This window comes from Bacillus sp. Root131, assembly GCF_001429475.1.
Classification (GTDB): domain Bacteria; phylum Bacillota; class Bacilli; order Bacillales; family Bacillaceae_G; genus Bacillus_A; species Bacillus_A thuringiensis_S.
This window is the reverse complement of record NZ_LMJQ01000001.1, coordinates 2,542,006-2,557,146: the sequence shown is the minus strand read 5'-3', so window position 1 is coordinate 2,557,146 and position 15,141 is coordinate 2,542,006. Positions and strand designations below refer to the sequence as shown.

Here is a 15,141-nt window from a genome sequence, read left to right as displayed (position 1 = left end):
CCATTCGATCATTCTTTTCGTATATTATCTCAAAAAGGAGTGATTCCCCTATGCATTGGCAGCAAAAAATACCATACTTAATCGGACGCCCTATCGGTATTTCCTTCATAAATGGGCAAGGAACTTCCGGCGTATTATGTTCAGCGCATGATGGTCAATTATATGTGTATGAATACCTTTATCAAGCTCAGTTCGCAATGAAACATTATGATTATAGACAGGTTCAAGATATACATGCATTCCCAAATTGTCCTCACCAAAATCCTCTATACTAAAAAAATCGGAACGGCTCATAGCCATTCCGATTTCTATACTTTATTTCTCAGAATAAAATTTCTGCACTGCTTCATCAAAATAAATCCAACCTTTCCAGCCCAAATGAATCGTATCTTTTAAGAAATACTTATCATATTCATGGCCAGAGAAATCAACTACTGGATATCCTGCTTTCTCAACCTGTTCTCGAACTTTTTTATAATACACTTCACGGCGTTCTTTCGGGAATCCAGTATAATCATACCAAGGCCCATTTACAGGTACAGAAATAAAGAGCGGTTTGACATTTTTCTCTTTAAATAAATCTAAAATAATTTGTAAATCATTATATTCTGGTGATTCATCATATGTTTCATTTGCTCTAAAGTTTTTTAAACCTTTAAGTTTTTTCTTCAGATTATTCTTATGATAATACGGATTTTCAATTCCAAATGTATTTGTAGTAGACTCAGCTTTCCCTTCTTGTTCTGCGTGTTTACGTGCGTCTTCCCAAGAAATTGAACGAAGTCCGCTATTTGTTTTCTCTTTCATCGGTTCGATTTTAAATAAAGAGTTAAATAAATCTCTATGATCTAAAATATTTCGATGCATATAAGCAAGTGGTTTAACTAAACCTGCTTTTATGTTATGTTTCGTATCATTATATACAATACCTTCTAATGAATTTTTTAATATATCATCTTCTTGAACAACTTTATAATCTAATAGCCGTTTCGCGATTTGCTTCTTCATTTCTGGATTTATCTCATCATTAAAAATAAAATGATATGCTTGTTGTTTGGAGAAATTATTAGTGAAATCCCCTTGTGATACACCAGTCTTTGTAAACCATTGTGGTGAAAGAACAAAGACTACTTTTTTATCTTCTAATTCATCCATAGTAGATGTCATATTTAAAATATGAGCTAAACTTTGTGTACCGCCAGTTCCAATTAAAAACGGTGTAAAACCAGCTGGATTTACTTTGAAATAATTAGACGGATGATATGCATCCATTCGTAAAAATTCTGATGAACCGTACATCGGTAAATACTGTGAATTATCTAACATTTTTTGCTGTAAGAAAACACTTTGTAATTTCTCTTTTTGTAAAGAAGTAGCCGCATCTTCTACCTTCTTATCACTAATAAGCGATACTAAACTTTTCGATGGGATTAGAATGATAATGAAAAAAAGCACACACGCTAAAATTATAGGACCAAAAGCATGCTTCATTTTCATCTTCTGTCCCTCTTTCTATCGTTATTAACTTGTAACCCTTGTCTTTGACACGCCATCTTTTCTCTCCTTTTTCTCTATACATGATGTTCCATTCTATTTGTCTATTATATACATGTATGTATTTCCTTCCTTGTTCTATTAAATCCTATAGAAATAGCGCAAGAAAATGTTTCCATAGAAACACGTTAATTATACAAGATTCTACATAAATTTCACACTGGAATTTTAGTAATAATTTTATTTTTAAGTCGTAAAAAAACATATGAAATGTCTATATTTCATTCGGAACTGTACAAAAAAACAGACTATCACATACGTGAAGTCTGTTTCCCCATTCTTTTATTTTTGTACATCTGCCCATTTTAAACTTGTAGCTGGACCAAATTGATGTACATATAAATCTTTCACATATGGTTTTTGTAAGTAAGATAATCCGCGCTGGAATACCGGTGCAATTACTGCATCATCAAGTAGCATTTTTTCAGCATCCTGCATTGCTTTCCAGCGAGCCTTTTCATCATTACCTAATTCTGTTTTAATCTTCTTAATTAACGCATCATATTCTGGGTTTGCATATTCTGTATTATTAACACTACTTCCAGAAAGGAATACTTCTAAGTAAGTCATTGGATCTGGATAATCCGGTAACCAGCGTGATAACGACATTTCATATTCTTTCTTCTTCTCTAGTGCTAATTTTTGCGTATGTGGTTGCAATTTCACATTCACTTTTAAACCTGGTAAATTTTTCTCAAGCTGCTCTTTAATGTACTCTCCAACTTTTTTAAAGTTTTCTAAGTCATAATTTAATAGTTCTAACGTCACTTCATCTGTACCTGTTTCTTGCTTTGCCTTTTCCCAATATTCTTTCGCTTTTTTTACATCAGTTTTATTAAACTCACCTGCCGTACTTCTAAAATCTTTTTTATCTGGTCCCTTTAAAAATCCTTTTGGTACGTAATAGTTTGCAGCAACCGAACCATCATTTAAAAATGAATCCGCAAGTCCTTTCTTATCAAAAACTGTACTTAGCGCAAGACGTGCATTTTTATTTTTAAGAATCGGTACATTTTCATTAAATCGGAAGAAGTACATAACTGGATCTGTATATTGTTTTAGCTCTTTATTATTTTTATATTTATCCACGAATTCTGTAGAAATAACAGCTCTATCAACTTTATCTGTTTCATATAAATTTACCGCAGTTGAAATTTCTTTTACAATTTGATAGTTTACTTCATCTAACTTCACTTCTTTTTTATCCCAATACTTATCGTTTTTCTTCATTGTAAAGCTAGCTTCATGCTTCCACTCTGATAATGTAAATGGTCCATTATATACCGCTTTATTTGCTTCTAATCCGTATTTATCACCTTGCTCTTTCGCATATTTTTCGTTAATTGGATAGAAGGATGGTAAAATTAATAATTTCGTAAAATACGGTACAGGATGTTCTAGCTCTACGACGAACGTTTTATCATCCTTCGCTTTTACTCCTAATTCATCTAGACCTAGTTGTTTTTTATTTATCTTCTCAGCGTTTTTCACATCGTACGCAATGTATGCATATTGAGAAGCGGTATCTGGATTAATCAATTGCTTCCAAGCGTATACGTAATCATGAGCGGTTACTGGATCTCCGTTTGACCATTTCGCATCACGCAAATGAAATGTATATGTCTTTCCATCTTTACTCACTTCATATTTTTGTGCGCCTGCCTCAATTACTTCATCATTTTTCGATAGACGGAATAGTCCTTCCATTACGTTATTCAAAACGTTAAACGAGATTCCATCTGTGACTTTCACTGAGTTTAACGACGGAATTTCACCCGTTTCTAGTAACTGTAATACTTTCTTTTCATCTTTCGGCTTTGTTGTAGTTTTTTCTTTTGCGCAGCCAACTAAAAATGAAGAAACTAATAGAGTACTAACTAATGAGTAACGAACAACTTTTTTCATTTAAAAACCCCCTCTATTTTTAAGGTAAGTAACGACGAGCACCAGCGTATTCTTCTATATATCCTGGTGTATTTAGTGGTATAATCTCTACCGACCTTTCAGCTCTTGGTGAGTGAATCATATTGCCATCACCAATATACATTGCAACGTGATGGACACTACCTTTCCCTTGATCATGTGCAAAGAAAATTAAATCTCCCTTTTGTAAGTTTTCTTTATCAACTGCAACCCCTGCTCTTGATTGCGGTCCAGAATCTCGCGGAATTGTAATGCCGTGCGATTTATAGATCGTATGCGTGAAGCCAGAGCAATCAAATCCAAAACCACTTGTACCAGCCCATATATACGGTAAACCTAAAAACATTTTCCCTGTGTTAATTAAATCATCAGCGGTCGGTTTTGGAATATCAGTTTGAGAGCGGTAAACTGTTCCATCATTTTTTCGTAGCCATGCTTTCTGACCATTTGGCAACAATACACGGTATGAAATTGTGTCTTCACTTAATAGCGGCAGTCTTGTATTATAACTGACTTCAAGTGATTTATGTTTTTCAGAAGGATTTATATATAAAATCGCTGTTGGCTTTGTTATTAACACAAAAGGTTCATTTGTTTTATCTGCAAATTCTTGATTATATGTTAATTGCTTTTCAGGCATCCAGCCCGGATAACCTTCTTCATTTCGTGGGGTTGGCTGTCCATGCACTAATACCTTCACCCACTCGCCTTTCTTATCAATAACAGTTACTTCTTGACCGAGTAACGCTTGTGTTTCTAATTTATTTGCATTTGTTAACCATAGTTTCTCGTCAAGTGTCATTGATTTCGTCCATTTCCATAGATCCACTGGATTTGTTGCACTCGGTGTATCGATTGGCCTTAATGCATCAGGTGCTGTCCATAACGTTGCAGCAGATACATCTATAAATGCTTTATTATCCTTCTTTTCTTCAGCATTTGCCGATGTAAACGATGAAAATATAAATAAAGTTGTTAAAAATGCAGTTCCTACTTTTTTCATATATATCCCCCTTAAAAAAATAGTTTACTAGTCTCTTCTCCTAAGACTTACTATTCACTGTCGATTGAAGGTTTACCTTTGATCCAGAATAAGTCATTCCTTCCGGCTCTTCCATTAACCAAAGCGGTGCATCAAGATCAAAATAATGAATATTAGGATGCGCTGCCGCTAAATGCGCAACAGCACTAACGGAAAGTGAAGATTCCATCATGCTTCCCACCATACACTTCACACCAGCTGTTTCTGCGATATCTGCAATACGCCATGCTTCACGTATGCCACCACATTTCATTAATTTAATATTAATTAAGTCTGCATATCTTCCTTGAACGAGCTTTAATGCATCACTTGCTGAAAATATACTTTCATCGGCCATAATTGGCGTTTGCACACGATCTTTGACGTACTTTAACCCATCCCAATCTTTCGCGTGTACTGGTTGTTCAATAAATTCTATATTTAAATTACGATTTTCCATCCCTTGAATGATAGAGACCGCTTCTTTTGGACTCCAACCTTGATTCGCATCTAAACGTAATGTCGTATTTCTTGGTACCACATTTCGAATTGCCTCAATACGTTCCAAATCTAAATGCGCCTCTTTACCCACTTTAATCTTTAATGTTTGAAATCCTTTTTCTATATGTTTCTTCGCTTCTTTTGCCATTAATACAGGCTCATCCACACTCACTGTAATATCCGTATAAATTTCTTTCTTCCCGCCTAACAATGCATATAACGGCACCTTTTGATATTGGCAATATACATCATATAAAGCGATATCTACCGCTGCTTTCGCACTTGAATTTCTAATACAACTCATTTGAATGCGCTGTAGTAACTGCTGAAACTGAATGATATCTTGACCAATTAAACATGAACGCATCGGTCCTAAAATCGCTTCTTCTATTCCACTGGTGAAATCACCCGAAATAACTGGCGTTGCGGCTGCAGCTCCCTTACCAATCACTCCTTCATCTGTATGAATATAAACATCTATACTTTCAATTTCTGTTACAGTACGAAGCGCGGTTTTAAACGGTGTATGAAGTTTTACACGTCTACGATTTACTTTTACATCTGTAATTTTCATTTTGTTCATCCTTTCGTTCTCCAATGAAGTGAAATTTTAATCCACCGGAGATTTATACCCACAGATTATTAAGTAAACCTATTGGGCATTTACTCTCCTATCTCTCTACTTTGTTTCCGTTTACTTTTGATGTAGGATGATAATGTGAAATAAAAAAATCCAGCCATAAGAATGATTCTTACGGCTGGATTTTGTCTATGATTGAGTAGACAAAGCAGCAATCTGATTATATTTTTTCTGTGCATCTTTTAGCGCTACAAGTAACGCTTTTTGAGAAGAGCCGAAATATCGGTTCTTTACTTCCATTACTAACGCCGGGTCATTTATATTTTTATGTAGAAATAAATATTTAACAAATTGAGATGTTAATGCAATTGTCGCTGAGCAGTCTACATCTACAATTTCCCCTGTATCCTTAACAAGTACAAATGCTACGAAATAGCTTTTAAACTTTTCAGTAATGGGATTATTTTGAGGTGCTTTCGCATCCCCTACGATATAAATTGTATTTGAAGCGTACACAGCTATCTTCCTTTCGTATACGAGGATAACGGGTTTCTTAATAGTCGTATGAGCGAGGAACTCAACGTTGATTAAAAAATGTATCCGCTTACCTTGTATTATAATATAATTGACAGAATTTTAACAACATTTATTTTAGTGCATATTCCATATCTATGAAAATAGCTTAAACTCTTCATTTTTACAATATGTGATTATTCCTTGTACCATTACATTCATACATAAAAAAAACAGTTAGCGACGGCTAACTATTTTTTTCATTACTTGGGCATCACAAATATAGTTTCATTTGACTTAGAAAATTGATACTCTTTTCTCGCAAACTTCAAAATTTCTTCCTCATCGTCTGTTAAATTTTCTATGTTAGTCTTTAAAGAATCTTTATCTTTCTTTAAAGATACTAATTGTTCCTTTTGATCCGTAATCGTACCTTTCTTCTTATCAATTACTTCTTGTTGTTTCGTTAAAATATATTGAACGTACAGAGTAGTTGCTGCAATAAAAAGGACCATTAAAATAAGTCGCCTTAACTTCTTTTTATTTATCCTACGCTTGTCACTAGGTTGTGATAACTGCTCTGGTATATTAGGAACATTTACTCGTTTGAGTTTCCTCATTCAAATCCCCCTAACCCATATTTTTCACTACCATCGGCACGTTTTCTTACTAAACTAAATTCTATTCTTATAAAATAAACTCCTTCACAAAAATATCCCATAAATTAACCAATTAAAGATAGCATTCGACGACATTTCCATATTTACACCGATTTTTTTTATACATGCTGCTATAAAATAGTAGTTTCTGTAATTCTTTTTCTACTATTGTAGAAGAGTTTTTTCACACACAAAATTCCTTCCCTACATATCCATGTTATAACATGCTTACAAGGAGGGGAAATATGCATTACCGCACATTAGGTAACACTGGAATAACTGTTTCTGAAATAGGTTTTGGGGCATGGGCAATCGGTGGTGATGAATGGGGACCTGTTAACGATAAACAATCTATAACTGCTATAAAAAAAGCCATTGAGTGTGGTGTGAATTTTATTGATACTGCGGATGTGTATGGTTTAGGACATAGTGAAAAGTTGGTGGCTACCGCGATTAAAGGACATCGTAATGATATTATACTATCAACGAAAGGTGGTTTAATCGGACATCACTACGACACTAATGGCGTTCCTGTATATGATACTCCTGAAAAAATCATCGCCGTATTTGAAACAAGTTTACAACGTCTTCAAACAGATTATATTGATCTTTATTTTTGTCATATTTGGTGGCATAATCGTAGAGAAACAGAAGCATTTCTACGTGCATTTGACATATTAAAACGTGATGGCAAAGTAAGAGCAGTCGGTGTTTCGACTCATGATTTACAATACATTCATCATTTCAATAACAACAACGAAATTGATATCGTACAACTTGATTACAATATATTAAATCGAAAACCAGAAAAAGATATATTACCATTCTTACAAGAGAAAAATCTAGGGGCTGTTATTCGTGGTCCATTAAAAATGGGCATTTTAACTGGAAAATTTACAAATAAAACAATTTTTCCAGATGGAGATTTACGCAAAGATTGGCCAAATGAAACTTGGTTTCAAGAAGACTTACAAACCGTAGAGAAACTTCGGTTGCTCTCAAAAAAAAATCAGACCCTAGGGCAACTTGCACTTCGCTATGTACTCTCTCATCCGGCAGTAAGTGTTGTAATTCCTGGTGCGAAGTCAGGAACGCAAGCACAAGAAAATGCAAATGCATCTGTTCGCCCTATTTTGAGTGATGAAGAGCTTAACTATATTCATTCAATATAAAAAGCCCAATCCGGGCTTTTTAATTTGGCAAACTAATATCATACTCCATTCGCTTCGCTGTGTCCTCCGCAACATGCACACCTAACAAGTTTTTCACAATATGAAATGCCATATTAATTCCAGCTGAAATTCCGGCAGATGTTATAATATGTCCTTCATCTACAAACTTTACATTTTCTATAACTTCAACATTTTGAAACTCATTTTTAAACTTTTCAATACTAGCCCAATGTGTTGTTGCTTTTAACCCTTCCAGTAAACCTGCTTTCGCCAGTAATAACGCTCCTGTACAAACTGAAGTCATCAGCTTTACTTCTTTCATTTGTTGGCGAATCCATTTTATTACTATTTCATTTTTTATTTCATATTTTCTAGCACCTAGCCCACCCGGAATTATTAAAATATCCACTGGTGGTAAATTTTCAATACTATAATCTGGCTGTACCTTCAATCCATTCCTTGCTGTAATCATTTCTCCATTCTCGCTAACTGTATAAACAGTAAATGGTTTTTCTTCATTCACCTCAGTTACAGAAAAAACTTCAAATGGTCCTGCAAAATCTAACACTTCTACTTCATTAAATAAAAATATACCAACACTCCATTTATTCATCATAAGTTCACTTCCTGTTTCAAATGATGTAAAAGGTGATCATATCCTTTTTCTAATGCAATATCATACGCTGTTTTCCCATCATTTTTCTTTATCATCTTATTAGCTCCATTTTTAAGGAGTAGCATAATTATTTCTTCATTTCCTAATAATGCCGCTTCGTGAAGTCCTGTCCAGCCACCACTTTGCATAATATTTACATTTGATCCTTTTTCAATTAAGAAAGCAACAAGTTCACTTTGCTTGTTCGCGATTGCTGCTTGCAAAGGCGTATTTTCATTTTCGTTTTTCGCTCTACTATGTATATCTGCACCGCTTTCTAAAAGAAAACTCGCTATTTCTTTTTGTCCAAAATAAGCTGCTAAATGAAGTGGTGTCCAGCCATCTTCACTACATTCGTTAACAATACTTGGACTCGCCTTTATAAACTTCACTACTTTTCCCTTATGACCACTTATAACAGCTTGTGCTATTGATTGTAAATGCTCCATAATAATCTCCCATCCTTCAAACTATTTAAGCATCTCCTTCTACATGTTCTATTAATTATTACATTTTCCTTTTAAAACCTTAAGTTTACATAATAATATTATATATCCCTTTTTGTGCTTAATGCTGAATAGCAATAATGTTAAAAATACTGCCTTTAAACAATGAAGACCATGATTTCATTAGAGTTACTGAAAAAGCAAGCAAAAAACTATACACATAGTTTTCATCATATTTGTTCAGTTGCATGAAATAAAACAGGTAATGTTTATTCTGCTATTCATGCTTTCAACATATCAAATAATATTATTCCAATAAAAAAAACAATCCATTTTTAAAATGGATTGTTTTTTTATTTCTGTTTTATGCGGTTTATTTTTTTGTATTTTCAATGAAGAAATAATTACGTTTACAAAAATGAAACGCCACTATCTTCGTCCCTCTTATATTGAGTTTTTCGTTTGAAAACAAAAAACTTTTTTCACCTTACGTTTGAAAAAAACATATGTAAAATTCTCTAAAACAGCTGCCTTATCATACTAATCTATAGCAATTCTGTCTTCTTCCCTTACCTGTTTCCTTTAACACATACGATTTTAAAACAAGCGCCGTTAATGAATCTGTTAATGTTTTATATGATAAATTTGATAATGCCAATAGATCGTTCGTATATAACATTCTATGCTTCTCTAATAATAATAGCACTAATCGTTCAGACGGTTTTAATGCCTCATCACTTTCTAGTATAAAGTCTATATTTTTCATTTCTCTAATTATTACTCCTTATATAAAAAATACTTTAGTGCTAATTTAATATAAAAATAATACACAACAAAATTTGAAATATATTAAAATAACATTACTTTAGGACACTATTATACTATAACATATAAAAAGCATTTGCCGAAATAGGAAATGCTTTTTATATTGCTTATATAATTCTTCAAAAACCACATTTAAAAACGGTTAGTCATTCTCTAAATATGAATGACTAACCGTTTTCCAGCTTCTTCTCAATTAACATGTTTTACCTTAAATATTTATTGCAATATGCGGCTTACTGTAATGACTTGTTCCACCGCCACCTACTACTACTTTACCGCTTTTTTCAAAAATTAATAATTTACTTGAACCATCTGCAAGAAGCACTATTACTTCAGCATTATTACTTGTTGCTACATAAATTACATAACCACTCTTTGATATACAAGTTTCCCAATTCGCATCAAATTCTGATCTTACTACACGATTTGAATACACTTGATTTTCAATTCTATCTTGTTCTACGTTTTCCAAATTTATTCTCTCCTCTTCCCTGTATAGTTATATATATTAAAATAGCGACCGATTTTAACATAAATAGTATATGTAATTAGTAGGAGAATGCTTAGACAATGGAAACGAAATAGACTTCAAAAATTTTACAATTGAAACTTCTCTTTAATCATTTCCGCTACTTCTTTTGCACTCAAATACGTGTTATTAATTTTTATATACTCTTCTTTTTCAATTTCACCATGAAGAGAGTTTAATCTATGCTTTTTCATCGTCTCTTTCAAATTATTTTGAGACCACTCAATATCTCTTTTTTTCGGTTTATGTTCTAATCTATTCGGACTTTTATTCCGTTCTAATCTTTCATCTAATTCCGCTTCCAGCTCTATAAAATACACTGTCCCACCTTTTGATTCAAAAATACTTTCTACATAATGTATATAATCCCAATCCGATTGGAGGTCAAATGCCCATATATACGTAAAAATCATTCCAGATAAATCACTTTTAGATACTTCTTCAAATATTTCATTACGAAATAAACTTACTAGCCTTTTTGCTTCTGTCGTACTGTAATCAAAAATTGGACTTACTAAATCAATTGTCATGTGGTTATGAAAAAGTTTTAAACCGGTTAATGTTGCTAATTCTTGACCCACTGTCATTTTCCCAACTGCTTGTGGGCCAAATATTAATATAAGTTTCATTTATTTCCCTCCGATCTTTCTCTATAAACAATTACATAAAATTAAAAATAAGGCAGCCGATTTTTAATCGATTGCCTTATTTTTTTATTCATAGTATTAGTTCTATTCTTTTCGCACAGCTTCAAAAGTAAACATTTGATTTGCACTTGACGGTTCGTTTTTATAAGCATATTCAGCAGAGCAAGTAATATTAGAGAAACCTATACTTTCTAACAGAAGTTTAAACTCTTCTATTCCATACCAACGAACCGCAAAGCGTTGTAGTTCTGTTTGTACTAACTGTCCTTTACTCCACTTTTCATATTTCAAATATGATACAGTAACTTGGTTCAGCCAATCTATTTCAATTGATTTATTTTCTAATGTGATTCCGTCTCCGCTCGGCAAAGAAAAAGTCGATGTATGAATTTCCCCAGTCTTCCAGTCATACGGAAGCATAATATCTACGATTAATCGTCCGCCTGGATTAAGATGTTCATAAAAATATTTCAATGCGTTTATAGAATCGACACGATTTTCAATTAAACAAAAAGATCCAGTAGGAATGATAATTGCCTCATATTTATACGGAAGTGATAATTGTTGCAAGCTTCCTTCATATAAATTAGGATGTAAGCCTCTCTCTTTACAGCGCTTACGGCAAGAATCTAGCATTTCAGGTGAATAATCTATCCCATCTACTGTAAAACCAGCCTCTAGAAGTGGAATGATGACACGCCCTGAACCTACTGCAGCTTCGAGGATTCTTCCTCTACAATCTTTTAAACGTTCTTTGTAATACTCAATATCACCATTTAAAGAATAACCGACTGGTTTTGTGTAATCATACAGTTCCGTACAAAGTGTACTATAAAAACTAAACATTTATTTTCTCCTCCGTTTTTACGTACGGAAGATTTCAATTCAACTAATCTTCCTGTACCTCGAATTTTAATGAGATTTTGAAAGAGCTGACTGTCATAATATATCACTCACTTTCCATAGAATATAATGATATTGTATTACATAACCTTCCAATTTGAAATATAAAAATTAAAAATTCAGACTGTAAATTAAAGAGCTTACTTTAGTAAGCTCTTTAGAAAAAATATTTATTTCACAATCGGCAATGTCACTTCACTTAATTTCACTGTAAGTTTCGTTCCAGCTTTCGGTCTAATTGTATAATCATAATCACTTGCAATTAAAACAACTTCGATTTGATGCCACACTTTAAATACATAATCATCTGGCTGCATGTCCCATGTAAATGTATAATCTTTGCCCGGTTGAATCGCCGTTGAATTTTCTATACTCTTTAAGTTTTGTGGATCCATCCAGCCTCTCGTTACGATTTCCGGCTTCGCTCCTCCATAGTCAACAAGTAATGCTGTTAAATTTGATACAGATTGATCAATATTTCCTGTAATTGAAATCTTTGGTATACCACTTATACGCGTATCTTTTTGCAGTACAGGCATTGTATATACTAATCGATTGGCTACTTCTAATTCTGGGTTTGCTACTAATTGATTTGATTTTATTTGTGCATCATCTACGAATGAGAAAACTTTATTAACCGATCCCATACTTAGTCGCAAATTGACTGATTTATTACTTAAATACATACGGATTTTTGAAGGTACAGCCGCTGGATCTGGCCAATTTTTTATCTTTTGCCACGATTTATTTTCTCTTTGCACATCAACCATTGGTTCATCCATAATTCCATTTTCAATTCCGTACAACCAATAATCTAACCATTTATTTTGTGTTTGCTGCCAGTTATTACTTGATGTCCCACCATGAACACCTTGGTGTAGCCACATTTTACGAGGTACATCATTTTCTCCAAGAGCATCCCACCATTGTGCGAACTGTTTCGTTTTAACATTCCAATCGTTTAAACCATGAACAACAAATACACTCGCTTTTACATTTTTAGCATCTTTTACATAATTTCTTTTATCCCAAAAATCGTTATAATTACCCGTTTTCCGATCTTGTCCAGCAGTAAGTTCTGTCATTATCGGACCACAAACTTCTGAATTCTTTCTTGTCAGTACTGCTTCTGCCATATTATCTGTATCTTCTCCTTGATATCCGCCTGGAGCAATGACTGCACCATTTGCACAATAATAATCATACCAACTACTAATTGCTGCGATTGGAATAATTGTTTTTAAACCTTCAACTCCAGTAGTCGCAACAGCATTTGGTAATGTACCATTATAAGAAACGCCAGTCATACCTACATTTCCTGTAGACCAATTTGCCTGAACTTCCTCACCCTGTTCTGTAAATGCTTTCGCGCGACCGTTTACCCAATCAATAACAGACTTTGTACCGAGTATTTCTTGTTCATCTCCAGTTGTAGGGCATCCATCTGATTTTCCAGTACCTATACTTTCGCCTAGAATAACTGCATAACCTCTTGGCACGTAATAGTTCCCATACGAACCAAGATTAACTGCTCCATACGGTTTTCCTTCATACGCATACAATTCTTCATCTACATTATATACAGGAACATCTTTTAATCCAGATCGATATGGACTCATTTCATAAATAACAGGAACCTTCACATTCGGATCTGTCTTTGGACGCATAACTTTTATCGATACTCTGTCTTTCTTACCGTCGCGATCACTATCAACTTCTGTCTCTACATATAAATTTTCGATAATAGCTTCATCGAGAGAATAAATCGGCTTTGTCATCCCATTTTCTAATTCAATTTTCGTATTTTTAGTCTCTTCCTTATTCTCTGCATGCACATCCATAGTAAAGCTAGGTATAATTGTTGCAGATAGCATTGCTGACAGTGTAATTGCCATTTTCTTTTTACTCAACATGTTCCCTCCCCTTATTCGTTCTCTTTTACTATATAAAAAATAACTGAAAATTCAGTTTTATTTTTATGTAAAAGTTGAGAAACTCAAAGATTTCTTATTAAGTAAAATTTAATGCAGGTGTGAAAGTATTTTCCCACTCCCCCCTTCTTTATAAAGTGAAACTGTAATCAGCACTCACCAATCGGGCATTTACGAGCAGCAGGGCCCCCGCCTAACTTCTTTGCTTCCGCTAAATTTTGAGATGGGGGTCTTACTGCCCGGCAAATAGCGGGATAAATAGAGGAAAAGACAACCGATATTTCTATCGATTGTCTTACATTCCATTTATTATTTTTCTAACTCTTTAAAGGTATCTTTCAAGTCTTTATCAGATACCTTTATATCTGCATTTTTAAGCAGATCTCTAGTAACTTGTTGATGGAATTGAGGATCTTGTATACGTTGCTGTTCTAATTCTTTACGAATATTCTCTTTCTCTTCCTCATACGGTTTAAGCTCTTTTTTATCCGTTAACTTAATAATATGATATCCGAAGGAAGATTTAACAGGTTCACTCAATTGACCAACTTCTAACTTATATGCAGCATCCTCAAATTCTTTCACCATCATACCTGGTCCAAATTCAGATAGTTCTCCACCTTTCTCTTTAGAACCTGGATCCTCTGAATATTGTTTAGCCAATGCCGCGAAATCTTCGCCACTATTTAATTTTTCTTTAATTTCTTTTGCTGTCTTTTCATCTTTCACTAAAATATGGCTAACTTGAAGCTTTGGCTTATAGTGATCTTTAAAATCTTTTTCCGTTACGGTTGCTTTAATAGCTTTTTCAAAAGCGAAAGTAAGCTTTAATTTCTCTTTCAACTGATCTTCATTTTTCACACCATTAGATTCCATATATGTATTAAAATTATCGCCCATCTTGTCTTTTAATTCTTTTAGTTGTTTCGTTACCTCTTCATCCGTAACTTTATATTTATCATCTAATACTTTCTCTACTACCATTTCAGATAAATTCTGTTTACCGTAGTTTTCTTTTAATTTTTTGTTAAAATCACTTTCTGAAATGCTTCCTGATTTTGTAGTTACAATAGTATCTGATGAACCACATGCGGATAAAGATAACGTCATCCCCATTAAAATGCTACCTATTACTAATTTCTTTCTTTTCAAATCCGAATACCTCACTTCATTAAATTCAAATGTAACTATGTAAATGTAACGTTTCCCTGTGAACTTCACGTGAATTTAATGAAAGTAGAACATTTGCTAATTCTCCATTTAATACATCAATTTTGAAAAT

General features: G+C 33.5%; 16 protein-coding genes. 2 read left to right on the top strand and 14 right to left on the bottom strand.

Annotation, left to right across the window (positions count from 1 at the left end; all coding sequences use genetic code 11):
* Positions 1 to 50: 50 nt before the first annotated feature.
* Positions 51 to 275, top strand: a complete 225-nt coding sequence (locus tag ASE54_RS12815; RefSeq protein WP_000558692.1) for a hypothetical protein — start codon at positions 51 to 53, stop codon at positions 273 to 275.
* Between the two features lie 40 nt (positions 276 to 315).
* Here the strand turns inward: ASE54_RS12815 and dltD are convergent, their stop codons facing one another.
* The 6 genes from dltD to ASE54_RS12785 form a co-directional block, all read right to left on the bottom strand.
* The gene (gene dltD, locus ASE54_RS12810) at positions 316 to 1,497 is read right to left on the bottom strand and encodes a D-alanyl-lipoteichoic acid biosynthesis protein DltD (protein ID WP_000782292.1); all 1,182 of its coding nucleotides are present in this window, start codon (positions 1,495 to 1,497) and stop codon (positions 316 to 318) included.
* A 339-nt stretch (positions 1,498 to 1,836) separates the two neighbouring features.
* Entirely contained in the window at positions 1,837 to 3,459 is a 1,623-nt protein-coding gene (locus ASE54_RS12805) for a peptide ABC transporter substrate-binding protein (RefSeq protein ID WP_000758269.1), read from the bottom strand.
* Positions 3,460 to 3,478: 19 nt separating this feature from the next.
* Positions 3,479 to 4,480 carry a C40 family peptidase gene (locus ASE54_RS12800; RefSeq protein WP_000755414.1) on the bottom strand — a complete coding sequence of 334 codons (1,002 nt, stop codon included), beginning with the start codon at positions 4,478 to 4,480 and terminating at the stop codon, positions 3,479 to 3,481.
* A 40-nt stretch (positions 4,481 to 4,520) separates the two neighbouring features.
* A complete protein-coding gene (locus ASE54_RS12795; protein WP_001038453.1) occupies positions 4,521 to 5,582 on the bottom strand; it encodes a dipeptide epimerase in 1,062 nt (353 codons plus the stop codon).
* Positions 5,583 to 5,768: 186 nt separating this feature from the next.
* Positions 5,769 to 6,095, bottom strand: a complete 327-nt coding sequence (locus tag ASE54_RS12790) for a DUF3870 domain-containing protein (protein WP_000271316.1) — start codon at positions 6,093 to 6,095, stop codon at positions 5,769 to 5,771.
* Positions 6,096 to 6,355: 260 nt separating this feature from the next.
* Positions 6,356 to 6,712 (bottom strand): septum formation initiator family protein, encoded by a 357-nt coding sequence (locus ASE54_RS12785; protein WP_001228728.1) that lies wholly within the window; start codon positions 6,710 to 6,712, stop codon positions 6,356 to 6,358.
* A 284-nt stretch (positions 6,713 to 6,996) separates the two neighbouring features.
* Here ASE54_RS12785 and ASE54_RS12780 point away from each other — a divergent pair, with 284 nt between their 5' ends.
* On the top strand, positions 6,997 to 7,923 hold the full coding sequence (locus ASE54_RS12780) for an aldo/keto reductase (RefSeq protein WP_000559372.1): 927 nt from the start codon (positions 6,997 to 6,999) through the stop codon (positions 7,921 to 7,923).
* Between the two features lie 19 nt (positions 7,924 to 7,942).
* On the opposite strand, the gene ASE54_RS12775 is transcribed toward ASE54_RS12780, so the two are convergent.
* The 8 genes from ASE54_RS12775 to ASE54_RS12740 form a co-directional block, all read right to left on the bottom strand.
* Positions 7,943 to 8,539 carry a DJ-1/PfpI family protein gene (locus ASE54_RS12775; protein ID WP_000981426.1) on the bottom strand — a complete coding sequence of 199 codons (597 nt, stop codon included), beginning with the start codon at positions 8,537 to 8,539 and terminating at the stop codon, positions 7,943 to 7,945.
* A complete protein-coding gene (locus ASE54_RS12770) occupies positions 8,536 to 9,027 on the bottom strand; it encodes an ankyrin repeat domain-containing protein (RefSeq protein WP_000400677.1) in 492 nt (163 codons plus the stop codon). The genes ASE54_RS12775 and ASE54_RS12770 overlap by 4 nt, the downstream gene beginning before the upstream one ends.
* A gap of 532 nt (positions 9,028 to 9,559) precedes the next feature.
* On the bottom strand, positions 9,560 to 9,790 hold the full coding sequence (locus ASE54_RS12765; RefSeq protein WP_000789031.1) for a hypothetical protein: 231 nt from the start codon (positions 9,788 to 9,790) through the stop codon (positions 9,560 to 9,562).
* 267 nt (positions 9,791 to 10,057) lie between these two features.
* The gene (locus ASE54_RS12760; RefSeq protein WP_000432425.1) at positions 10,058 to 10,321 is read right to left on the bottom strand and encodes a hypothetical protein; all 264 of its coding nucleotides are present in this window, start codon (positions 10,319 to 10,321) and stop codon (positions 10,058 to 10,060) included.
* A 125-nt stretch (positions 10,322 to 10,446) separates the two neighbouring features.
* Complete coding sequence (locus ASE54_RS12755; RefSeq protein ID WP_000767068.1) at positions 10,447 to 11,007, bottom strand: AAA family ATPase; 561 nt, start codon at positions 11,005 to 11,007, stop codon at positions 10,447 to 10,449.
* Between the two features lie 102 nt (positions 11,008 to 11,109).
* Positions 11,110 to 11,871, bottom strand: a complete 762-nt coding sequence (locus ASE54_RS12750) for a class I SAM-dependent methyltransferase (RefSeq protein WP_000490921.1) — start codon at positions 11,869 to 11,871, stop codon at positions 11,110 to 11,112.
* Between the two features lie 227 nt (positions 11,872 to 12,098).
* Entirely contained in the window at positions 12,099 to 13,838 is a 1,740-nt protein-coding gene (locus ASE54_RS12745) for a Xaa-Pro dipeptidyl-peptidase (protein WP_014895280.1), read from the bottom strand.
* A gap of 330 nt (positions 13,839 to 14,168) precedes the next feature.
* Positions 14,169 to 15,011: a peptidylprolyl isomerase PrsA gene (locus tag ASE54_RS12740; RefSeq protein ID WP_002162768.1), complete on the bottom strand. Its 843-nt coding sequence runs from the start codon at positions 15,009 to 15,011 to the stop codon at positions 14,169 to 14,171.
* Positions 15,012 to 15,141: the final 130 nt, after the last annotated feature.